The sequence below is a fragment of the Candidatus Megaera venefica genome, assembly GCF_034554655.1.
GTDB lineage: Bacteria > Pseudomonadota > Alphaproteobacteria > Rickettsiales > Rickettsiaceae > Megaera_A > Megaera_A venefica.
Window position 1 is genome coordinate 1 of sequence record NZ_JARJFB010000007.1, and the last position, 22,576, is coordinate 22,576.

Annotated in this window: 18 protein-coding genes and 3 tRNA genes; 9 read left to right on the plus strand and 12 right to left on the minus strand. The window is 35.6% G+C overall.

From position 1 onward, the window contains the following. From Megvenef_RS00920 to dapE, 5 genes are all read right to left on the minus strand, one after another. On the minus strand, window positions 1–328 hold a 328-nt coding region (locus tag Megvenef_RS00920), incomplete at its 3' end, for a transposase (RefSeq protein ID WP_322776028.1). A 290-nt stretch (window positions 329–618) separates the two neighbouring features. Beyond that, the gene (locus tag Megvenef_RS00925) at window positions 619–1,818 is read right to left on the minus strand and encodes a hypothetical protein (protein WP_322776135.1); all 1,200 of its coding nucleotides are present in this window, start codon (window positions 1,816–1,818) and stop codon (window positions 619–621) included. Between the two features lie 165 nt (window positions 1,819–1,983). Then, window positions 1,984–3,306, minus strand: a complete 1,323-nt coding sequence (tig, locus tag Megvenef_RS00930; protein WP_322776136.1) for a trigger factor — start codon at window positions 3,304–3,306, stop codon at window positions 1,984–1,986. A 107-nt stretch (window positions 3,307–3,413) separates the two neighbouring features. Further along, a tRNA-Leu gene (locus Megvenef_RS00935) sits at window positions 3,414–3,498 on the minus strand. A 20-nt stretch (window positions 3,499–3,518) separates the two neighbouring features. After that, complete coding sequence (gene dapE, locus Megvenef_RS00940) at window positions 3,519–4,652, minus strand: succinyl-diaminopimelate desuccinylase (RefSeq protein WP_322776137.1); 1,134 nt, start codon at window positions 4,650–4,652, stop codon at window positions 3,519–3,521. 126 nt (window positions 4,653–4,778) lie between these two features. On the opposite strand from dapE, the gene Megvenef_RS00945 reads away from it, so the two are divergent. The 4 genes from Megvenef_RS00945 to Megvenef_RS00960 are packed head-to-tail and all read left to right on the plus strand — an operon-like array spanning window position 4,779 to window position 8,152. Then, window positions 4,779–5,171, plus strand: a complete 393-nt coding sequence (locus Megvenef_RS00945) for a hypothetical protein (RefSeq protein ID WP_322776138.1) — start codon at window positions 4,779–4,781, stop codon at window positions 5,169–5,171. Further along, the gene (gene dapF, locus Megvenef_RS00950; protein WP_322776150.1) at window positions 5,171–5,980 is read left to right on the plus strand and encodes a diaminopimelate epimerase; all 810 of its coding nucleotides are present in this window, start codon (window positions 5,171–5,173) and stop codon (window positions 5,978–5,980) included. Before Megvenef_RS00945 ends, dapF begins: the two co-directional genes overlap by 1 nt. Then, complete coding sequence (gene mtaB, locus Megvenef_RS00955; protein ID WP_410519743.1) at window positions 5,967–7,217, plus strand: tRNA (N(6)-L-threonylcarbamoyladenosine(37)-C(2))-methylthiotransferase MtaB; 1,251 nt, start codon at window positions 5,967–5,969, stop codon at window positions 7,215–7,217. The genes dapF and mtaB overlap by 14 nt, the downstream gene beginning before the upstream one ends. Continuing rightward, window positions 7,217–8,152, plus strand: a complete 936-nt coding sequence (locus tag Megvenef_RS00960) for an NAD(P)H-dependent glycerol-3-phosphate dehydrogenase (protein ID WP_322776139.1) — start codon at window positions 7,217–7,219, stop codon at window positions 8,150–8,152. The genes mtaB and Megvenef_RS00960 overlap by 1 nt, the downstream gene beginning before the upstream one ends. Before the next feature lie 60 nt (window positions 8,153–8,212). Here the strand turns inward: Megvenef_RS00960 and Megvenef_RS00965 are convergent, their stop codons facing one another. Next, window positions 8,213–8,827 carry a phospholipase D family nuclease gene (locus tag Megvenef_RS00965; protein WP_322776140.1) on the minus strand — a complete coding sequence of 205 codons (615 nt, stop codon included), beginning with the start codon at window positions 8,825–8,827 and terminating at the stop codon, window positions 8,213–8,215. Further along, window positions 8,828–11,224, minus strand: coding sequence for a YhdP family protein (locus tag Megvenef_RS00970; protein ID WP_322776141.1), 2,397 nt, complete (start codon window positions 11,222–11,224; stop codon window positions 8,828–8,830). It lies immediately after the preceding gene. A gap of 235 nt (window positions 11,225–11,459) precedes the next feature. Here Megvenef_RS00970 and Megvenef_RS00975 point away from each other — a divergent pair, with 235 nt between their 5' ends. After that, entirely contained in the window at window positions 11,460–12,764 is a 1,305-nt protein-coding gene (locus Megvenef_RS00975) for a UDP-glucose dehydrogenase family protein (protein ID WP_322776142.1), read from the plus strand. After that, the gene (gene dnaE, locus Megvenef_RS00980) at window positions 12,754–16,203 is read left to right on the plus strand and encodes a DNA polymerase III subunit alpha (protein ID WP_322776143.1); all 3,450 of its coding nucleotides are present in this window, start codon (window positions 12,754–12,756) and stop codon (window positions 16,201–16,203) included. The genes Megvenef_RS00975 and dnaE overlap by 11 nt, the downstream gene beginning before the upstream one ends. Before the next feature lie 43 nt (window positions 16,204–16,246). Here dnaE and Megvenef_RS00985 read toward each other — a convergent pair. The 5 genes from Megvenef_RS00985 to Megvenef_RS01005 form a co-directional block, all read right to left on the minus strand. Then, window positions 16,247–16,323: transfer RNA gene (locus tag Megvenef_RS00985), tRNA-Arg, on the minus strand. A 188-nt stretch (window positions 16,324–16,511) separates the two neighbouring features. Further along, a tRNA-His gene (locus Megvenef_RS00990) sits at window positions 16,512–16,588 on the minus strand. A gap of 177 nt (window positions 16,589–16,765) precedes the next feature. Then, on the minus strand, window positions 16,766–17,311 hold the full coding sequence (gene ispZ / locus Megvenef_RS00995; protein WP_322776144.1) for a septation protein IspZ: 546 nt from the start codon (window positions 17,309–17,311) through the stop codon (window positions 16,766–16,768). Continuing rightward, on the minus strand, window positions 17,304–18,125 hold the full coding sequence (locus Megvenef_RS01000; protein WP_322776145.1) for an FTR1 family iron permease: 822 nt from the start codon (window positions 18,123–18,125) through the stop codon (window positions 17,304–17,306). The genes ispZ and Megvenef_RS01000 overlap by 8 nt, the downstream gene beginning before the upstream one ends. Beyond that, complete coding sequence (locus tag Megvenef_RS01005) at window positions 18,118–18,489, minus strand: cupredoxin domain-containing protein (protein ID WP_322776146.1); 372 nt, start codon at window positions 18,487–18,489, stop codon at window positions 18,118–18,120. The genes Megvenef_RS01000 and Megvenef_RS01005 overlap by 8 nt, the downstream gene beginning before the upstream one ends. Window positions 18,490–18,871: 382 nt before the next feature. Between Megvenef_RS01005 and typA the strand changes: the two genes are divergently transcribed. From typA to Megvenef_RS01020, 3 genes are all read left to right on the plus strand, one after another. Beyond that, entirely contained in the window at window positions 18,872–20,692 is a 1,821-nt protein-coding gene (gene typA, locus Megvenef_RS01010; RefSeq protein ID WP_322776147.1) for a translational GTPase TypA, read from the plus strand. 93 nt (window positions 20,693–20,785) lie between these two features. Next, on the plus strand, window positions 20,786–21,985 hold the full coding sequence (locus Megvenef_RS01015; RefSeq protein ID WP_322776148.1) for a hypothetical protein: 1,200 nt from the start codon (window positions 20,786–20,788) through the stop codon (window positions 21,983–21,985). An 18-nt stretch (window positions 21,986–22,003) separates the two neighbouring features. After that, window positions 22,004–22,330 carry a rhodanese-like domain-containing protein gene (locus Megvenef_RS01020; protein WP_322776149.1) on the plus strand — a complete coding sequence of 109 codons (327 nt, stop codon included), beginning with the start codon at window positions 22,004–22,006 and terminating at the stop codon, window positions 22,328–22,330. Window positions 22,331–22,576 lie beyond the last annotated feature (246 nt).

Sequence of the window (22,576 nt, forward strand, 5' to 3'; positions counted from 1 at the left end):
CTTCAGACACATCAAGATCTTGCTGCAAATATTCATAACCACAAAAATATTGCCAATAAATATTTTCCTTTAGCTCTTCCTCCGTAAACGAATCAGAACCGTTGTACATAGCTTGAAGCATTGATAGTGCTAGCATTACTCTATGATCTTTCTTATTTCTACCAAATTGCTTGATTTCAATGTTAGGCAATGCTCTGGCTTCAAGTTCAGACCAATTTACTAAATCCCTTAGTTTATATAACTTGTTTTTAGGATTTAGTTTTGTAGATAATTTCTCTTCAAATAACCTTTCTTGTTTTTGGAGAAAAGTAATATTTTCTATAGGCATAATTTTAAAATCCGTAAGCTTTATGCGGTAATTATACCATTTTCTTATGGATTTTGTAAGCTGTTTATGACATGAAACCCCTTGTTAATTCAGGCGGGGAGAGTTTTGACGGAGGGACTAAAAAATAGTTGATTCAAAGTGTGTATAGGGTACCTTAAACTTTACTGTCATCCTGAACTTGATTCAGGATCCAGGGCAACAGAAGAAGATCCATGATCAAGCCCGGGATAACAGTGTTTTACCCTTGATGACAGTAACTGTTCACGTTTCCTGGTTCAATCCAGAATAATTTATCTTGCCAAGGAATCGACTAATCTTTGAGCAGATTCTGGGATCTTGTTTGCTGCTTGCAGCGCAGTTACTGATGCAACTATTTGTCTGATTAACTCAGAATATTCTTGTGCTGTTAGCACATAATCAGTTTTAGTATATGAATTAGCTGTTTTTTCAGTAACATTTATAGTTGCTCTTAGTGCGTCAATAGCTTCAGATAAGCTTGTTTTTTGAGTACGAAGCCTTGCCTGCTCACCACGAATATTAGTCAAAGCTGACTGAAATACATCAAGTGCGATGGTCCTATCCTTAACGGTTGCAAGTGATGTGGCAAGGGCATTCCCAAAAAAGCTAAATAGGTCCAACTGAGCTAGGGCGCCTGTAGCCATGTCATCCATAGTTGCTTGAAAATCTACAGCTGTTGCTGTAGATAGAGTTGGAGCGCCACCCTGCAGGCTTAAATAATTAGTAAAGTCAGGTATCATAAAGCTAAGACCATCAGAAAACAATGCTGGTTTTGCGGTGCGCACTGCTACAAGTGCAGCTGCTATTTGCCCTGTAGTCATTATTCCACCGCTACCAGTTCCCTGATTAGCTGCGCTATTGGCTATTAAGTTTTCGTTATCTGATAGCGCTATCGTTAATTCGGCCTGAGTAGCGTAGTGCGCAGATCTAGTAAAATCTTGAGCAATCCATTCGTTCACAGCGTGGGCAAGTGATGTTCTGTATATCCGGTTATCACTTATATTTCGTATGGATATCTTCTGAGTACTAGAAGCATCAACGCCAACTTGTACATTTATTTCTTTCGCTCCTCCGCCAAGTAATTCTTTGCCATCGAATTTTGCTGAGTCAATCAAAATATCGATTTGAGTACGGACGCTATTTATATGTTTTTGTAACACTGCAACTTTATCATCAGATAGCACTCCTACAGTTGCAATAGTGATTATCCCCTTTTGTAAAAAAGAAGAAATCGAGTTTAAATAATTTTCTGTAATATTAACTGCGTTTACGGAGTAGGAAGTAGATTGAGCAATTGCGCCAAGGAAAAATTCTCTATCACGTAAGGAGTTTCCGAGGTAAGCGTCGACCACTTCAACATTCATATTATCGCCAGAGACGAGGCTCTCACCAAGTGTGCCTACTTCTCTGCTTGCCGCACTTACTTCGCGTGAGACAAGTCCTGTTAGATCGTTAGTAAGAGTTAAAGGCATATAATTAATTGTATTTATTATATCAAATTAAACTTAGAGAAGCAAATATCATGCCAAGAGCTTAATATTACAAAAAGATTAATATTAGACTGTTTTCTCATAAAACAAAAGCTACTAAATTCATTTTTTGAACCTAGTAGCTTCTAAAAAAGTAGTAAAGTTAGGTTAATCTCTAAGTATGTTTTCTAAAAATTTTTCTAATTTATCAGCAGTATAGAGCTTTTCTTTAATGACAACTTCATTAGCAAAAATAGCTTTTACACCTTTGCTTTCTAGAATAGGGCCTTTTAAGTTTTCAAGAGCATTTTTATTTTTTTGATAAAACTCTATAACCATTTGTTCTTGCCCAGGATAATTCTTAGCCTGTTCAATCAGTGCATGGCGAATGTCTTCTTCGGTTATAGATAAACCTTTTTGCTTTACATACTCAGCTAGCATTAAGCCTATACGTACTCTCCGAGATGCTAGACCATCAAAATATTTGGCCCTTTCTTTCTCGGACATGCTTTTTACTTCCGCATTGTCTCCAACTTTAGAAACCTGGTCTTTTAAAATCTCTTTTTCTCTTTCAAGCAAAGAAGCTGGGATCTCAAATTTTAGGAGTTCTTCCAGTTTATCAAATAATTCCATTTTCATAAATATGAGAATTGACTCGTCGTAATTGGAACTAATATTTTTACTTATTTGCTCCCTTAGTTGCTCAACATTCTCGCATTTGAATTTTTTAGCAAACTCATCATCTATTTTTTGAATGCTTTCTTGATGTACAGCTAGAACTTTTACTTTAAATTCAGATGGTTTTCCAGCCAGGTCTTTTGAATGATAATCTTTAGGGAAGTCGACTTTAACCGAAACATCATCACCAGCTTTGCTACCGATTAGTTGGTCCTCAAAGCCAGGAATAAAGGATTTGCTTCCTAAAACTAACTTATGAGCATTGAGTTTTCCACCGTCGAATGCTTCACCATTAACATAACCAATTGCATCGATTGTGACTTGATCACCTGATTTTGCTTTTGATTTTGTTTCTTTATCATACGACTTAGAGAAGCTTAATATACGATCTAATTGCTCATCGATATCTTTTTTTGAAACATCTAATACCGGTTTTTCAATAGATATTTTTTTGAAATCAGGCAAAGTAATAACTGGCAAGAGTTCAAATTTTAAAACAAATTCAATATCTTGATCATCTTCGTTTTTGAAATCATCAATTGCTGGATCAAAGGCAATATTAAGCTTATTATCTTTTATAATCTGTTTAGTAGCAGCATCAATTTTATCTCTTGCAATACCATTTCTAATTGTAGGTACGTATTTTTTACGTAAAACAGTTAATGGCACCTTTCCAACTCGAAAGCCATCCATTTTTGCGGTTTTTGCAACGTTAGCTAATTCAGTATCTATTTGTTGTGAGATATCGTGAATTGAAATGGTAACTTTTGCGTGAAACTCAGTTTTGTCTTTTTTTAACTCTGATATAATCATAATTTATGTACTTTAACATGTGTTATACCGAATTTTAGGATATTCCTATCCTAAAATTCGTATCTTTAAGATCACCTGACCAATCTGGTTTAATTTAAATTCTTAATTGGTACGGATGGAGGGACTTGAACCCCCACGCCTCGCGGCACTAGAACCTAAATCTAGGGCGTCTACCAGTTCCGCCACATCCGCAAAAAATTGTTCTTAAGCCTTTATAAAAGCTTAACTAAGGAGCTATAATACACGTTATAGAGTGTTTGTAAATCACAAATTTTAGTATGCTCATCGATTTTGTGGGCAAGATCACAATTTAATCCAAACTCAACAACTTGGGTATATTTATGGATAAATCTTGCGTCTGAAGTCCCTCCGTTGGTTTTGATTTTAGGTCGGATGCCGCATGTATCATAGACTATATCAGCAAAGCGTTCTATCTCTTTAGAGTACTCTTGAACAAAGGGTAAGGAAGTACAAGAATATTTCAGTTCGTAATCATCTGAGTATTGAGAAATAACATGAGCCACTTTGGCGGCTAGATCACTTGGAGTATGCTTGTCAATGAACCTGATGTTAAATTTTGCACTAACTGAGAATGGTATGACATTACGTACTGGATTTTGTCCTTCGATTGAAGTAATTTCAAGGTTAGATTTTTGAAAAAATTCTGATCCAGAGTCAAACTCTGTTTCTATTAATCCTTTTAAAGCAGAAATTACGATTGGCATGGGATTTATAGCTTTCTCTGGATAAGCAACATGTCCTTGCTTGCCGGTTATTGTTAGGTCAAAATTTATACTGCCACGTCTGCCAATCTTGATTGTATCGCCAACTTCATGCTCGGTAGTTGGTTCTCCCAAGATACAAAAATCAATTTTTGGCTCAATATCTTTAATGTATTCAAGCATTTCTTTTAAACCATGAGTCCCATCTCCTTCTTCATCAGTAGTTAAAAGAAAACTAATCGTTCCATTATGATTCTTGTTTTCTTTAAGGAACTCACTAACAGCGACAAGGCAGCAAGCTATAGCCCCTTTCATGTCTACAGTGCCTCTGCCAAAAACAAGATCATCTTTTACCTGCATTTGGAAAGGGTCTGATTGCCATAGCTTCTCATCTCCTGGAGGTACTATATCAATGTGCCCAGCAAAACAGATATTAGGAGCTTCGTGGCCAAGGGTTGCATAAAGATTAGTTACTTCTTGTCCATTTGGACCAAATGTTTTTATCAAGCATTCGAATCCTAGCTTTTGTAAATAATCAGCAACAAAGTCAATTGCGTCTTTGCCAGTAGGTGTTATTGACTTAAATGCAATCAGCTGTTCTAGAACGTTAAGTACACTCTTCATGGTAAATCTATATTTTAATTTTGGTTTTTAGGAATATACTAGCAATTTATTTTCTACAATTTTTCTTTAAAACTGTGTATAATGACTGACTAGATTAGTCCATTAATAATATTAGGTGTTTAAGTAATGTTCAAGAATTTAACTCAAGTATATTGTTTAATTGTATGCTTAGTAGCTTCTGTTGTGATGATGATAACTATTGGTGTTATGCTAGGAAGTGGGACGGATTTTGTATTCACAGAATACAAGTACATGAGTCAATTAAGTAAATTTAGCAGTGACGAAAAGTATGTTGAGTATAAGAAGCAAGCCTCTTCTAATGACAAAGAGCAACGACAAATACTTAAACCTGAGCTAATAAAAGACAAAAGAATGGCAGATAGAGAGGATTATATAAACGAAGTCAAAGGTAATGCTATTAGTAGCATGATTAGTTGTGCTACCTGGCTTATTACGGGCTTATTCTTCTTCATTATTCACTGGAGAATGTATAGATGCTCAGCATCAACTAAGGTATAATAATGAAGAAGATTCCTTTTGTAAAAATGCATGGATTAGGCAATGATTTTGTTATTATTGCTGAAGAGATGTTGCCTCTTGCATTGAATATGAAGGTTTTTGCTCAAAGAGTTTCAGATAGAAGGTTAGGTATTGGTTGTGATCAGTTCATTACTTACAAAGAGAGTAATGAATTTGTTAAAATGAGTATATTTAATCATGATGGGTCAAAAGCCAAGGCTTGTGGCAATGCTTCAAGGTGCTTATCCAGATTGATTTTTGAGAAAAGTAAAAAGAGAAATATTACGCTCGATATTGATGGTAGGAAAGTCTTGTGTGAATATATTAGTGAAGATCAAATTAAAGTTGATTTGGGGTTAGCTAGTTTTGAAGAATCGTGGATGCCTCAAGAAGCTTCTCTATGGGATTTGGCGATTAGGCACTTGATTGAACCAAAGGAAATGATTTGCGTTGATGTTGCTAATCCTCATCTAGTAATATTCTCAAAATTATCTGATCAGGATAGAGAAATTATTGGTAAGAATTTTCAGAATATAGATTTATTTAAAGAAGGAATAAATATTAGTTTTGCAGAAGTGAAAGACGATAAAATATACTTAAAAGTTTGGGAAAGAGGAACGGGATTTACCTATGCCTGTGGTAGTGGCGCTATAGCTACTTTTGCTGCCGCAAATAAATTAGGTTTTGTTTCAGATAAGGCCGAGGTTTTATTTGAGTTAGGAAATTTAAAGATGCAAAAAACTGGTGAGAATATAAGTATGTACGGTCCAGCAAGCTTTGTTTTTGAAGGAGAATATGCTTATGAATGAAGCTCATGAGGTTATTACTTTTGGATGTCGATTGAATACATACGAAAGTGAAATAATAAAAGAAAACCTTGTAAAAAGTGGCATACAAAACGTAGCTGTATTTAACACTTGCGCTGTAACGAAAGAAGCCGAAAAACAGGCAAGGCAAGCTATTCGCAAACTTAAAAAACAAGATCCAACAAAAAAAATTATTGTTACTGGCTGCGCGGCTCAAAATACTCCCGAGATGTTTGCAAATATGCCAGAAGTCGATAAAGTCATTGGTAATGAAGAAAAACTTTCTCCTTTGCACTATACGTTAGAGACAGAAAGGGTAATTGTGAACGACATAATGTCTATAAAGGAAACGGCGAATCATTTGGTCCGAAGTTTTGAAGGAAAGGCTAGAGCTTTTATTCAGGTGCAGAATGGTTGTGATCATCGATGTACTTTTTGTATGATTCCGTTTGGTAGGGGTAATAGCAGGTCGGTACCGATTGGAGTAATTGTTCAGCAAGTTAGGACATTAACAGATGATGGGTTTAAAGAAATCGTTCTTACTGGCGTAGATGTAACTGCATATGGCAGCGATTTACCTGGTAATCCGACATTTGCTCAAATGATAAAAAGACTTCTCTCTTTAGTGCCGGAACTTGATAGGTTAAGGTTATCTTCAATTGATGTAGCAGAGATTGATGATGATTTATTCAACTTGATGGCTTATGAAAAAAGACTAATGCCGCATTTTCATATTAGCCTGCAAGCAGGAGATAACATGATTTTAAAGCGTATGAAAAGACGTCACAGTCGTGAACAAGTTATTGAATTTTGTAAATCTTTACGTCTTATTCGTCCCGAAGTGTCTTTTGGGGCGGACATTATTGCTGGTTTTCCGACTGAAACTGATGAAATGTTTGAAAATACTAGAAGTTTGATTTCTGAAGCTAATATACAATATTTACACGTATTTCCTTATTCCGAACGTGAAGGGACGCCGGCAGCAAGAATGCCTCAAGTTCCTATGCATATTAGGAAAAAAAGAGCTTCAATACTAAGGGATGAAGGGCAAAAAGAGATTGAGAAGTTCTTTAGGCAGAATTTAGGCAAAAAAACTACATTGCTAGTTGAGAAGAATAATATGGCTCATGCTGAGAATTTTATTCCAGTTAAGCTAGATGGAGAGTTTGCTTCGGGCCAGTTAATTGATGTTCAGTTAATAGACCATCACGATAAATACATGTTAGCAAGAGTAGCATAATGAAAAAACTAAAAAATTTCGCAGTTATTGGTGGGGGAAGCTGGGGGACGGCTCTGGCTTGTCTAGTTGCAAGGGTTTATGGAAGCGCTTTAATATACACTCCAGAAGTAAATATTGTGGATGAGATAAATAACCATCATAAAAATAGTAAATATCTTGATGACACTGCTTTGCCTTCTGGGATTACGGCCACTGTAAGTTTACTAGATGTGGCAAGCTATGATGTTATAATCTTAGCTGTACCTTCGCAGGCTTTTGAAATTGTAATTCAAGAATTAAAACAGATAGGTTTATCTTCCAAAACGGTGTTTTTGATTGCAACAAAGGGAATGTGCCAAGAACCGTTGCAGTTGTTTTCCACTAAAATGGAACAGGAGTTTGATAATCCTTACGTATTTATTTCTGGTCCTAATTTTGCCAAAGAAGTTGCCGTCGGAAATTTTGCCTCAATAACTATTACCTCTAAAGATCAACCTTTAGCTCGCTATATAGCTGATGAGCTTAGCTCGGAGCAACTAGATGTTTCTGTATCCACAGATATTATAACTGTTCAAATTGCCGGGATTGTTAAGAATATTATTGCAATAAAAAGTGGAATTTTAATGGCTCAAGGTTATGGTGAAAATGCTAGAGCTTGGCTTGTTAGTAAGGGTCTTGAAGAGATAGCTATTATTTCAAAAGCTCTTGGAGGCAACCAAGAGTCTTTAACTTTGCCTGCGGTGATAGGCGATCTTGTTTTAACAAGTTATTCAACTACTTCAAGGAATACGAAATTTGGCTATGAGTTTCACCAAAATAATTATTCAAAAGAATTTCTTGCGAACTATCCTGTGCTAGTTGAAGGGGCTTCAGCAGCGAAGTTACTTCATAGCTTTGTGAGTAACTATAATTTAGACTTACCAATGACATCATCTGTAGCAAAGCTTGTGATATAGGGGGCAAACTGTCTAAAAGACTGGATTCCTGCTTCTGCGGGAATGACAAAAGTTCAGGTTTTATAGACTGCGACTCTCTTTTTCCCGGTTTTTCCAATTTTTTAAATAAATAGAAGCAATATTAGCATCTTCAATTAGTATTACATTCTCAGCGTTTCTATGATCAGCGGCACTGGTGAAGTTGAAAGATCCGGTAATAACTTTGTTATTGTCAATAATCATTACTTTGTTGTGTGCTATGCCGGGCATCTTGTCAAATCGTACATCTATTCCATATTTTAGCAGCTCAGTAAGTACTTGCTGATTATCACTTAAATTTCCGCCATCAAGTAAAATTCGTACTAATACCCCCCTGTCTTTTGCAGCTTTTAGTTGGTGAATAATACTGATAGACGTTAGGCCATAGGCTTGTACATAAATAGTTTTTTGAGCTTTCACTATTTCTTGAGCTATTAAACTGCCGCAACCTGAGGGAGGAGTAAAACAAACATTTACACTAGCTGTGTCTGGGTGATAGCTATGCCATGTACCGATTCCGACTAATTCTTCATAAGCTACCCCAAGGCTAATACCAAAAGCAAGTACAGCAATAATTGAACGTATTGGTGCTTGACTAAAGCCAAAAAACTTCATCATGTGATTGAATGTTGATGGTTTTAATTTTGGCTTCCTCATCTAATATTTCTCTTTTAATCTATAAGACTTTGATACCAGGCCTTGGTGATTTTTATTGCCAGTAAAAATCCTGCCAATAAGTGGAATTGAACCAATAACTGAGCTAATACCGTATAACTGTGGATTTACATGGCCGTATATGTCCATAAATCTTTTTTTAGTATCAATCGTACCTTTGAGCGTAAAATCAAAATAGGGCCCAGTTGCAAAACTGTTATCTATAGAGAGAATATTATTTTGGAAACTAAAAGTTCCATTCATTCCTAAGAAAGCAATATCTTTGTTGCCACTAATCATGCTGATAAAGCCTGGAAGAGATATAAAAGAAACCATACGAGTCATAGTTGGAGCATCGTGTAACATAAAGCGTTCAAAAGTAAATTTACCGTTATGGATTGGAATAATATTGCCTCGTTTTACCTCTTTTCGGCTTGTAATGAGATTTAGTGTGAGGTTTCCCGCTCTCATTGAGTTGTACATATCAAGACCTCGTAGTAACGCGCCAGCATTGCTACATTTGACAAGCCACTCTTCCTTATCCCCTTTTGCTGCTAGTAATACTTCAAGTGACCTTGAACCTATTTTAGAATCTATATAACCAGAGAAACAACGCAAGTTATCGCATTCAAATTTTGCTTTTACACCATCGAGCCATATGTCATCTTTTAGCCTGACTCGTTCAATAGCTAGTACTAATTTAGTGGATCCGCCATCCCTCTCTTTTTCAAGAAAATGGAGCATATCTGCTTCTGAGAGATCAAGAGCTTTCCCTTTTATGTTGGCATCAAAAAGATTTTTATCCAGTATTATTTTTGCTGATAAATCAGTTTGTTTATGTTTAATTTCTTTAATGTTAGCAATAGCTTTATTTGAGTCTATATCAATTGTGCCATTGGTCTTCAGGCCACTTTGGCTTGAGACAGAGAAATCTATTTTTCCCATAGTTGGGTCTGTAAAAGCTCCAGAAATAACTAGTCTTGATTTATCATTTTTCTTTTTTCTAATTCCTAGTTTATCAAAATAAAGATCAAGTCCTGTAATGTCTGAATCTACAGCAATAAGCCCTTTAGAGTCTTTATTTGTGTAGGTAAAATCAATTACTGAGTCACCACCTTGAAGACTTATAAAGGCTATTTTATTTCTACTGTCTGATTTATCGTTCAATACTTTGAAATATGTTTTTATATCGAGCTTGTGAGAGAATTCAGTTTTATCTGTTATATTAAGTGCAAAACCTAAGTCACTTTTAAAGTTATTAATTTTTCCGGCTCCGCTAAGCAACACTTTATCACCATTAAAGACTCCTTTTATACTCGCGTTGGTCAGGTTTACATAATTTTTAAATATTGATAAAGAAGCTTCTGTTATATCAGCAGAGATGTTGTAGATATTTTTTGTACCTGGTTTTAGAGGGATGTCAATATAGATATCAAGGTTAGCTTGACCGATTATTTTACGAAGGTCTATATTAGCTTTATTCATCTCTTGATGCTGTGTACTCGAAATAAAACCAGTTAATCCAGTTGCTGGACCATGTGCCTTGGCAGTGATTTTTAGTTCTGTATTATCGAGCCCCTGCCAGTTCATTAGTATTAAACCTTGAGATAATGATAAAGCTGATGAATAAGCGCTGTTTATTTTGAAAGTAACATTTGAATCAAATACGTCAATATCGACATCCATATTTTTTAACAAAGGAAAGTCATTATCGTAGCTAAAATCAAGCTTTTGAATCTTTACTTTGCCGATTATGCTATCTTTAGTTAGTATCTCCTTATTAATATCTAATAAAAAATCAGCCTCTGTTATATAGCCATTTTTTATAAATTCTTGGAAGAATTTTACCAACCCATTATCTGGAGCGATTTTTTCGAAAATTGTGTAAGTGCCAAGAGGTATATTTTTACCAGTAACTTTAACTTTCTTACTGTCTTGATCACTACTAGCTCGTAAATAGGTTGAGTTATCGAAATTTAAGTCAAAAGCAATATGGTGCGTGTGCGCTGATTTATGATGAGTATAAGATATAAGCCCATTTTGGTAGGGTTTATTATGAATATCAGTTAAATCTGAAATAACAATATTGCTAAAATTTAGTTCGGTAGAATAATTATTTTTTAGAATATTTTTAATAAATTTTCCAGAATATTTAGCATCAACAATTAATTCATCATTATTGTTCGTAATACAAACTCTGCCAGGGTCCATAGTAAAATCAAAAGAACCCGCCGAGTATCCAACATGTATTTTTAAGCCTGAAATTAGCAATTTACCATTTCTTGATAGAATTATTGCTTCTTTGGAAGTAAGGGTAGTATCTTGGAAATTTAATTCGACTAGCTCTATATTTAAAAAATATTCTAGAACTGTCTTGATGGGTTGATTTAATTTTCCCATGTTGGCTGCCAAGAAAAGGCTATAGAATGAGGCAAAGATTAAAATAATCAGTGCTAATATTTTGGATAAAATTCTCATCAACTAAATTTGCTCTTTTACTATAGCAGTAGATTATATGAGTTTTTATTAATATTAGCTATAGTAATTCCATTTCATAAAGAATGATATTAGAGTTTTAATTTTACTTTTTTTGTTTTTAAGTTAGTCTATAGAAACTTAATTACAATCAATTTTTATGCGAATAACTTTAGTAGGAACGGGCTATGTGGGCCTTGTATCTGGTGTGATGCTGAGTCATGTAGGACATAATGTGATATGTCTTGATGTTGATAAAAATAAAGTCAAAATGCTTCAGGATAAAAAGGCTCCAATTTTTGAACCAGGGCTTAATGAGTATATCGAGAAATATGCTAATACAGAGTGTCTACATTTTGTTTATGGATATGATGACTCAATCAAAGATTCTCAGTGTGTATTTATTACTGTTGGCACACCACCCAAAAGTGATGGTGATGCCGATTTAAGCGGTATATTTTCTGCGGTTCGTGAGGTTTGTAAATATGTGAATCAAGATTGCATTATTGTAATAAAATCGACTGTTCCTCCAGGGACATGTTCAGCAATTCAGGCTTTTATTATCAGTAATGGTTACCAGAATCCAGTAGTTTCAAATCCAGAGTTTCTACGCGAAGGGTGTGCGATTAATGATTTTTTAAAGCCAGACAGAATAGTTGTGGGTGCTGAATCGAGAGAATCATTGGATATTATGCGTATGGTTTATGCGCCAATTATAAATGACGGAGTAGCAATCGTTGAAACTGATTTAACAACTTCTGAATTGATTAAATATGCTTCTAACACCTTTTTAGCAAATAAAATTGCTTTTATTAATGAGATGGCTGATTTGTGTGAGATTGTTGGAGCAGATATTAAGACTCTTGCAAGAGGAGTTGGTTTAGATAAAAGAATAGGCGAGAGCTTCCTAAAAGCTGGGCCTGGATTCGGTGGTTCGTGTTTTCCAAAAGATATCCTTGCTCTACAAAAATTAGCTCAAAAAGTAGATTCTGATTTTCTAGTACTAGACGCAGTAATTAAAGCTAATAGTAACAGACCAAATGCAATGATAAAGAAAATTATTTCTGCTGTTGGAGGCACTATCGCTGGAAAGAAGATAGCGGTGCTTGGTTTGACCTATAAAGCTGGAACAGATGATCTTAGAAATAGTCCGGCAGTAGAATTAATTAACAAATTACAAGAATTTGATGCGTTAATTGTTGCCTATGATCCGGAGGGTATGCCAAATGTACCAAAATATTTTGAAAAATTAGAATGTGCAAATTCCATGATTGAAGCAATAGAAGGCGCAGATGCAATTATTATTGCTACTGAATGGGAAGAGTTTAAAGCAATGGATTTGGTAAAAGTAAAAGATTTGCTAAAGACTCCAATAATTATAGATTTACGCAATATTTTAGAGTCTACTGACCTAGAAATTAATGGTTTTAAATACTACTCAGTTGGTAAAAAAAGTGGAAACTAACACTCTTAGATTTATCCATTTTAGGACCCAAAGCTCCTATTCATTGCTTGAGAGTTCACTAAAAATTGAGGATATAATTAACCTTGCGTCAATCAATAAAATGACAAGCGTTTGCTTAGCGGATAGAGATAATTTATTTGCATCACTAGAATTCGCTATGGCGGCTGTTGAGTCAAAGATTCAACCAATTCATGGTGCAATATTAAATATTCTTTTTAGCAATAAGGGTAAGAAAGATTTCGCTGAGATTCTGCTAATTGCTAAAGATGAAGAGGGTTATCTCAATTTACTTCAGCTGGCTAGCTTTATATATACCAAGAATGATAGGTCAATATGCAATCACATCACTTTCGAAAATTTATCTGAGCACAGCAATGGATTAATTGTTTTATCAGCTTATGCTGATGGAGTAATTGGTAAATTATTACTTGAGAATTCTCTAGATGCAGCGACTTATGCAGCCAAAAAACTTAAAGGAATATTTGGAGATAGATTTTATTTCGAAATAATGCGCCATGGCTATGCAAAAGAAAGACAAATTGAATCAGAGTATCTCAAAATTGCAAGTCAGCTTGAAATACCCTTATTAGCAACTAATCATGTATTATTTACTGATGTATCAATGCATGATGCGCATGACGTATTATTATGTATTTCTCAATCAGTTGTGCGTGATGAACAAAAGCGCATGCGAGTTAGTAATCAGTGCTATTTTAAGAGCGTTGATGAAATGGTGGAGTTATTTAAGGATTTACCAGAGGCAATCGAAAATACAGTGTATTTAGCAAGGCGTTGTTATGTCATGGCAGAAACCCGTCCGCCGTGTTTACCTAATTTCTCTGATGGGACATTATCCGAAGAGGAATTATTACGTAGGCAGGTAAGTGATGGATTGGAGTTTCGGTTAGGCCAGAAATTTATTAAGGAAAAAACGGATCTTAGTGAGCAAGAGGAAATAAGGCAACAATATATAGATCGTCTTGATTATGAGCTAAATATTATTTGTACAATGAATTTCTCTGGATATTTTCTGATAGTTTCTGATTTTATTAAATGGAGTAAAGCTAATGGTATTGCAGTTGGACCTGGAAGAGGCTCTGGCGCAGGATCAGTTGTAGCTTGGGTATTACAGATTACGGACTTGGATCCTCTTAAATTTGGCTTGTTGTTTGAAAGATTTCTCAATCCGGAGAGAATATCCATGCCAGATTTTGATATTGATTTTTGCCAAGAGAGAAGAGAAGAAGTAATTTCATATGTTAGATCTAAATATGGTGATGAAAGAGTTGGGCAGATAATTACCTTTGGTAAAATGCAGGCAAAGGCCGTGATCAAAGATGTTTCAAGAGTGCTTGGTTTAAATTACAGGACTGCAGAATATCTAACAGAATTAGTACCATTTAATGCCGTGAATCCAGTTACTTTAAGCCAAGCTCTTGAGGACGTAGCAGAGCTTAAAGTGGCGGCCTTAGGAAAAGGTTTGTACACTATCGACGGTGATAATGAATTAATAGAGCAGGTATTATCTACATCTCTTATTTTAGAAGGGCTACATAGGCATGCTTCAACTCATGCTGCTGGTGTTGTTATAGCAAACCAAGACCTTACAAGAATTGTACCGGTTTATAAGGATATTAATTCTGACATGCTAGTTGTGCAATATTCAATGAAGTATGCTGAGCTAGCGGGGCTTGTCAAAATCGATTTTCTTGGTTTGCAGACTCTTACTGTGATCACTAAAACTCTTAGATTGCTTGAAAAAAGAGGAATTAACATTGATATTGATTCAATACCATACGACGATAAATCAACTTATGAAATGTTGTCACGAGGCTTGAGTACAGGGGTATTCCAATTTGAAAGTGTTGGGATGAAAAATGCTCTTAGAAAGCTTGGGCCAGATAATGTTCACGATATAATTGCCCTTGGAGCATTATATCGTCCTGGACCTATGGATAATATCCCAACTTTTATTGCTTGTAAGCATGGAATCCAAGAGGTAGATTACTTGCATCCACTACTTGAGCCTATACTAAAATTTACTTACGGAGTGATAGTATATCAAGAACAAGTGATGGAAATTGCTCGAGTACTCTCTGGATATAGTTTAGGGGCAGCTGATTTACTTCGTCGTGCGATGGGTAAGAAAGTTAAGAGCGAAATGGATGCGCAAGAAGAGATTTTTGTTAGCGGTGCTGTTAAGAATAATGTACCAGCGAATCAAGCCAAATCGATTTTTGCTACAGTAGCAAAATTTGCTGGTTATGGATTTAACAAAGCTCACGCTTCAGCATATGGGGTAATTTCTTATCAAACTGCTTATTTAAAAGCTAATTTCCCGACTGAATTCCTTGTCGCTTCACTGAATCTGGAAATTGATAGTAGCGACAAGATGAGCATTTTCTTGCAAGAAGCTAAAATGTTTAATATTGAAATTATATCGCCAGACATTAATAAGTCTCAGGGGTTATTTAGTATTGAGTATGATGGAGCAGAAAAATCTATAATCTTTGCTTTTGGAGCTATCAAAAATGTAACGAACACTTTTGGTAAAATGGTTGTTCAAGAAAGGGAAAATCGTGGAGCTTTTAAGTCAATAATAGATTTTGCTGAGAGAATTGAGCCAAAACTAATTAACAGGCGGTTACTTGAGAATATTATTAAAGCAGGCTGTTTCGATAAGTTGCATCCTAATCGAAATGCTTTGATACAAAGTGTTCCTAAGATCCTTGCATATTGTACATCATATCATTTAGAGCAACAATCAAATCAATTTAGCCTTATTTCAATTGATGCAGTTAGTTCGGATGTGCTAGTGGATGCAGAGGAATTCCTAAGTAGCGATTTGGCATTTTTCGAGTTTGATGTACTAGGTTTGTTTTTGAAAAATCATCCACTCTCTGGTGTAATAGAGTTACTAGAAAGGTCTGGTGTTAAAAGTTCTAAGTATATTAAAGAAGAGTTACCTCAAGGGTCATATCAGCACAAGCTAAGTGGTGTAATCACCAAAAAAGATGCTCGTATGTCTCAGAGAGGAAGATTTGTAACTCTAGTATTATCAGATCCAGATGGCATTTTTGAAGTAACAATTTTCAATGACGATGTCTTCAAGAACTATGCGCATTTAATAAACATCAAAGAACAGGTTGTAGTCACCTGTGATATTTTTAAAGATAAAGGGGGCTTGCGGTTGACTGCTAATCGTTTTGCTAGTGTTGATTCTGAATTGCAAGGCGTGAGTCATGATATTAATCTTTATCCAGAAAATAAAGATGAAATCAAGTCTATATTAAGCGTCTTACAGCAAAAGGTTAATCCAAGCAAAAACAATAGCTCTATTACGATATTTGTGCAAGCGGAGGGAGATTTTGTTGCCAAAGTTAACATGCCAATTTGCTTTTATCTTGAAGAAAAAGATTTGCAAGAACTATCCAAATAAGATTAGTCTTTCTACTTTTTAGCCTAAGTTAATTTACAAATAATGGTGCACCTGATTGGATTCGAACCAACGACCTTCGCCTTCGGAGGGCAACGCTCTATCCAGCTGAGCTACAAGTGCAAACGACTAGAGTTTATCTTATCCAAAAAATTCAGTTAAATAGCTTTTGTTATTCCTACGAAGGTCTCAGACCAGTACTATTTACCGGTTTTCTAGATTCCCGCTTTCGCGGGAATGACATCTTTGTTTCAATGCGTCTAACAGAGTTTGTAGGCTTTGATCGAGAGATGAGTTAATTATCGCAAGTGTGGGGCGAATGACCGGTTTCGAACCGGCGACCCCCAGAATCACAATCTGGTGCTCTAACCAGCTGAGCTACATTCGCCATAACATGAGAAACAAACTAAAAGATAAACCGCTTTAAGTCAAGGATATTTTGGGCTCCATAGTTTTGTGGGATTTCTCTTTGTATAACTTAGGAATAACAAGTAGTAAAAGCAATGAGATTGAACGCCTTATGGTAAATGAGGCTATTGAGTACTTGTCATTCGTTGTTTATCTTTTATTGTACTGAAGAATCTGAAGCTTTATACTTTATCAAGTAAGGTAGTTGGAATAAAAGAAAAAGGATTGTAATTGGTAAAGCGCCAAATACCTTAAAATTAACCCAAGTTTCTTCTGGAAAAGTACGCCAAACAAATTCGTTAACTACAGCCATAGTAAAAAAGAACCACATAAACCTTATGTTTAGTTGGAGCCAATGTATGTCTTCCTTCAATTGTATTGCCGTTCCAAGAGCCAGCTTTATTGCAGGTTCCCATTTAAAGCTTGTAATGAAAAAAGCAGAGCCAAATATAGTATACAAAATAGTTGGTTTCATTTTAATGAATGTGGTATTGCCGCTGAATAAAGTCAGGCTTGCTGAGACAAGTAGTAATACATTAGTAATCAAGTGTACTTTACTTACTTTTTGCTTAAGCAGAAGTGTAATTGCTGTGCTACCAACAGTGGCGACAAGGGTGTATAATGTTGCGTCAAAAATCCCACCAACTTTGTAGCCAATAAAGAAAGCTATCAAGGGAATGAATTCTATAAGAAGTTTAAGCATGGTATTTATTTGAAATAATTGATCTTAATTTCATAAAACTAACTGTTATTAATATACTTGAAAGGTAGAATGCAATTTGCATTCCATTTGGTTTTGAGTCATATCCCATAGTAACATTTAATATTTTGCCCATAATACTTTCGTTACTAATAAACCAAGATGTATCCCAAAGTTGATCAGAATACGCTTCTATAAAGCCAGAAGAGGTTAATATACCAGCTGCTTCAGCGGCTAGACCTGCAGCAATTAGAGTAAGTAAAATCGTCGAGATTGTAAAAACATATTTACCAGCAAGCTTCATTAATCCTAAATACAACGCAATACCAACAGTTAGTCCTGCAAAAGCGCCAATTCCTATTCCGATTAAATATTTTGTTCCTTCTAGGTTTTCTACAGAAGAAACGCTATACACGAATAGGATTATTTCCGCTCCTTCTCGAAGAATTGCTGTTGCCACCACTAGGACTAACATAAATTGACTTGTTAGTCCTGCCGTTATGTTTTCTGAAAGTTTACTTAAATCTTTTTTTATTTTTTTGGTATAGCCTTGCATCCAAACTACTGTCCAGCTTATTATTGCAGCTGTAAGAAGGATTACACATGAGTCAAATAACTCATCGCCAAGTCCTCCAAAACTTGTTGAAATTGCCCGTGTAGATAATGCAAATATTGCGGCTAAAACTATGCCAATTAGGGCGCCAAGAACGATATAGACTCTTGAGTTAGCAACTGGTTTTGTAACTGCCATTATGACGCCAAGTAACAATGCGATCTCAAGACATTCACGAAAAACTACAATGGCTATTTTAAACATCTTTTTCAGTCTCTTCTTTGGGCGTTTCTTTTATAACAATTTTTCCTTGAGCTGTGTCTTGGTGGAAATCACCAAAGAATTTATACTCGCCAGGTTTTAGTGGGGCAAGGATAATCCTTGTTTCTGAATTGCCAAGAACAATTTTCTCTCTTTTTAGCTCGATACTTTCGAACTCTTCAATTGTTGCATCTTGATTATGGACTGTAATAACAATCTTTTTCCCTTCTGGCAATTCCACTACAGACGGAGAAAATTTATGATCCTTAATATATATATCAACGTGCACTGCATCTTCTGTTCCAAAGGCGTTAGAGGCCGTAAACAATGAGCAGGTCAAAATTAAAAATGTAATAAATTGTTGCATTATTTAACCAAATATAATTTATCAATTAAATTATTAAGCACTCAATGAATTCTATAGTAATCAACGGTAAATCACAATAAAAATTAATGATTTTTATTACTTACCCTGATGTTAAGATTGGGCCATAGATAATTTTATTATAGTTATCGAATAGATTAATACCATTATTCCTATAATACAAACCATTAAAGTATAATTCTTTTGTTGTTTTTTTGAGATTTTTTTCATATTTAAACCTTTAGCCTATTGGCTGATAAAATTTCCTACTCCCGAAGTATACTAAATTGATGTTTAAAAGGTATATTTTTTTCAAATTGATATTGAAGAAAAAATGCTGTATAATCACGAATCCTAATTTTTAAGAAAATAGAAAGAATAGTTAATGGCATTATCAATAAGAAACATCGCAATCATTGCCCACGTTGATCACGGAAAAACAACACTGATAGATAAGATGCTATCTCAAAGTGGATTATTTCGTGCTAATCAAGCAGTTAACGAAAGAGCTATGGATTCCAATGACCTTGAAAGGGAACGCGGAATTACTATTTTAGCAAAATGCACAGGCGTTGATTGGAAAGATACCAAAATCAATATTATTGATACACCTGGACACGCAGATTTTGGCGGTGAAGTAGAGCGTATATTAAGTATGGTTGATGGGGTTGTACTTCTTGTCGATGCGGCAGAAGGACCAATGCCACAGACTAAATTTGTACTTGGAAAGGCTCTAAAACTTGGCCTAAAGCCAATTGTTGTTATTAACAAAATTGATCGTAGTGATCAAAGAGCTGACGAAGTACTTGACGAAATATTCGATCTTTTTATGGCTCTTGAAGCAACCAATGAACAGTTAGACTTCCCTGTAATCTATGCTTCAGGCAGAAATGGCTGGGCTGTAAAAGAATTGGAAGATCCGAGAGAAAATTTAGATGCATTGTTTGATATTATATTATCGTACGTTAAGCAACCAGTATCAGATATTAACTCTCCATTCTCAATGATTGTTACAACCAAAGAGTATGATCCTTATTTGGGCAGAATTTTAACTGGTAGAATTCAAAGTGGTATCGCCAAAATCAATATGCCTATAAAAGTTTTGAATTGTGATGGGGCTGTAGTTGAGAGTGGTAGAATTACTAAAATGCTAACCTTTAAGGGGCTTGAAAGATTACCAATAACCTCCTCTGAAGCTGGAGACATTATAGCTATTGCCGGTCTTGAAAAAGCTAACGTTTCAGATACAATTGCTGCGCCGGAGGTAGAAAAGGCTTTGGCTGCTCAGCCGATTGATCCACCAACACTTTCGATGTTATTTTCAATTAACGATTCCCCGCTTGCAGGAAGAGAAGGTGATAAGCTTACTTCTAGAGTGCTTAGAGCTAGATTGATGCGTGAAGTTGAAGGAAATGTTGCGATTAAAATTTCTGAAACTGAACAATCTGATTCATTTGATGTCGCTGGGAGAGGAGAGTTGCAGCTTGGTGTATTGATTGAAACAATGCGCAGAGAAGGTTTTGAGCTTTCAATTAGCAGGCCACGAGTATTGTTTAAAGAAGACCAAGAAACCGGCGAGAGATTGGAGCCAATGGAAGAGGTTCAAATAGATATCGACTCTGAATTTGTTGGTACAGTTGTGGAATCAATGAACTTGCGCAAAAGCCAAATAAAGGACATGCGTGAAACTGGTGCAGGAAAAACTCGTTTAATATTTATTGCTCCATCAAGAGGACTTATTGGCTATCACGGGCCATTTCTTACAGAAACCAGAGGCACTGGTGTTATGAGCAGAATATTCCATGGATACAGCCCATATTGTGGAAAAATTGAAGGGCGTAGAAATGGCGTATTAATATCGATGGAAGATGGCAATGCTGTTGCTTATGCGCTCTGGAACCTAGAAGATAGAGGCAGTATGCTGATTGGTTCTGGTGTACCTGTATATAAAGGGATGATTATCGGAGAGCATAATAGAGATAATGATTTGGAGGTAAACCCAATCAAATCTAAACAATTGTCAAACGTTAGAGCTAGTGGTAAGGACGAGGCTATAAGGCTTTCTCCTCCAAGATTAATGTCTCTGGAACAAGCAATTGCATACATTCAGGATGATGAATTGGTTGAGGTTACACCTAAATCTATTCGTTTACGCAAACGCTATCTTGATCAGAATGAACGTAAGAGAATGTCGAGAAAGGATTGACATTGTTAGCTTAATAGCTTTAACATGTTTACAAGGTTACTAATTAGTAAATTTAGTAACCTTGTAACTCAGTTAATCAATCGAGTTTAATCAATGTCAAAGCAACCTTTAAGTCCAACAGTTCCAGTTTTGCCTACAATGTACGCTCAGCTAAAAGAGAAGATCATTGATGGATCTATTTCACTCCAGGAGACAACAGAATTATATAAAGAGTTTGGTAAGATCAGTCCAGCTCAAGCTAGAGCGGAAGCAATTGAGGCAATGAGTAAAGATCTTCATACTAAGGAGATTTCTGGCAAAAATTTTCATAGCTTTGCTTCCAAGTTAGTGGAAGTAGAAAAGCAAATTGTGACAGAAGCCCATCCAATAAAAGAAACTGATTCACCCGAAAAAAGGCAAGCTGGAATGAAAAAAAGATGTGCTGAATATATGCGCAATACTTCTCTTGCAAAAAATGTTATGCTATATGAATGTACTAAAAATGGATTTGCAAAAGATGTATCAGAATCTTTAGTAAAAGGTGATAAAGAGGGTGCAAAACAAAAGCTCGCTGGTCTAAAAATTCCAGATTATTTGCAAGAACATTATTCATCAATAACACAGTTTTATAAAGAGAATGGTAATGAAAAAGGTGCAATGACTAATTTGGTTTTTCACTCAGTAATAACGTCAGCTTCGCACTATGGTAAAGCAAGCATTGACCCTAAGTCGGCTGAATATCTCGACTTTGTTAAGTCCTTAGATGTTGTAAGTAAATCAGTGTATTCTACTAAAATCCCTGGATCGTACAATTCGCTAGGAGCGCAAATTCCAGGATATACATTAGAAGCTACGTCTGCGCAGCAAGTTGAAGTGAGTGCTAAACCGATTGAAACAGCTGTGCCACAAGTAAAAGAACCTGTTGCCAAAAAAGTATCTCCCGTTGTTGAAGAAAAAAGTAAACCAACTTTTATGGAGAAAGTAGCAAGTGCGATAGGTACTTTTGTTGATAAAGTTAAGGAACTTGTCGGTCTTAAGGAAAAATCTGTATCCCCAGTGACTCAAAATTTACAAAGTTCTATAACAACGTCTATTGCGCCAAAAGATCCAAAACTGCAAAGTATTGTGCCAGAAAAAACAGTAACAAAGGCAATAGATACCCCGGTTACAAGACCTAGATCGAATGTCGTGGTGGAAAGGGCAACATCGTTAAGAAAAGGGCTTGAATCAGGTGGGTCACAGGCTTCGCGTACTACCACGCCTCTTCCTAAGCAAGTTAAAGGTAAGAGTAATGATTCTCCAACTAGGCACTAACTAAATTACAAATTTCAAATGAACACCATATATACTGTTGATGTTATTACTCTGAATTCGTGGCTTGAGTCGACTGAAGCAATTATCTTAGATGTGAGAGAACCTTATGAATACCAGGAGGGACATATCAATGGTGCTATAAATATTCCTCTGTCGGCTATACTAGTAGAAATTGATCAAATAAAAGACATTCAAGGCAAGAAAATTGTTCTCCAATGCAAGGTTGGTGGTCGTTCAATGCGTGCTTGCCAATTACTACAAGCGGAAGGGTTTGTGCATGATGTATGGAACCTTGAGGGTGGTATAAATGCTTGGAAAGAGGCTGGATATAATATTAAACTCTAATACTATATAAGCGGAAGTGCTACTCATCCCTAACCTATCCTAAATTTTGCAATAATGGTTTTCATCTAAGGTTCTACAACACTGCATAGACACGTCAATTTGATTTAGTGCTATTTTGCTTTTAACTATAGATGATTTATTAATAGAAATTTATTTGTACCAGTCGAGACTTTCCATCTATTTGTGTAAATTCGATTATAGGCACTTAAATTCTCCCTTCGAATTTGATCATAAAATGAGCCATAG

Bases quoted from the DNA above. Each gene is read 5' to 3' on its own strand.
- Megvenef_RS00925 (WP_322776135.1), bottom strand. From the start codon at position 1,818: ATGCCTTTAACTCTTACTAACGATCTAACAGGACTTGTCTCACGCGAA.
- tig (WP_322776136.1), bottom strand. From the start codon at position 3,306: ATGATTATATCAGAGTTAAAAAAAGACAAAACTGAGTTTCACGCAAAA.
- dapE (WP_322776137.1), bottom strand. From the start codon at position 4,652: ATGAAGAGTGTACTTAACGTTCTAGAACAGCTGATTGCATTTAAGTCA.
- Megvenef_RS00945 (WP_322776138.1), top strand. From the start codon at position 4,779: ATGTTCAAGAATTTAACTCAAGTATATTGTTTAATTGTATGCTTAGTA.
- mtaB (WP_410519743.1), top strand. From the start codon at position 5,967: ATGCTTATGAATGAAGCTCATGAGGTTATTACTTTTGGATGTCGATTG.
- Megvenef_RS00960 (WP_322776139.1), top strand. From the start codon at position 7,217: ATGAAAAAACTAAAAAATTTCGCAGTTATTGGTGGGGGAAGCTGGGGG.
- Megvenef_RS00965 (WP_322776140.1), bottom strand. From the start codon at position 8,827: ATGAGGAAGCCAAAATTAAAACCATCAACATTCAATCACATGATGAAG.
- Megvenef_RS00970 (WP_322776141.1), bottom strand. From the start codon at position 11,224: ATGGGAAAATTAAATCAACCCATCAAGACAGTTCTAGAATATTTTTTA.
- Megvenef_RS00975 (WP_322776142.1), top strand. From the start codon at position 11,460: ATGCGAATAACTTTAGTAGGAACGGGCTATGTGGGCCTTGTATCTGGT.
- ispZ (WP_322776144.1), bottom strand. From the start codon at position 17,311: ATGCTTAAACTTCTTATAGAATTCATTCCCTTGATAGCTTTCTTTATT.
- Megvenef_RS01000 (WP_322776145.1), bottom strand. From the start codon at position 18,125: ATGTTTAAAATAGCCATTGTAGTTTTTCGTGAATGTCTTGAGATCGCA.
- Megvenef_RS01005 (WP_322776146.1), bottom strand. From the start codon at position 18,489: ATGCAACAATTTATTACATTTTTAATTTTGACCTGCTCATTGTTTACG.
- typA (WP_322776147.1), top strand. From the start codon at position 18,872: ATGGCATTATCAATAAGAAACATCGCAATCATTGCCCACGTTGATCAC.
- Megvenef_RS01015 (WP_322776148.1), top strand. From the start codon at position 20,786: ATGTCAAAGCAACCTTTAAGTCCAACAGTTCCAGTTTTGCCTACAATG.
- Megvenef_RS01020 (WP_322776149.1), top strand. From the start codon at position 22,004: ATGAACACCATATATACTGTTGATGTTATTACTCTGAATTCGTGGCTT.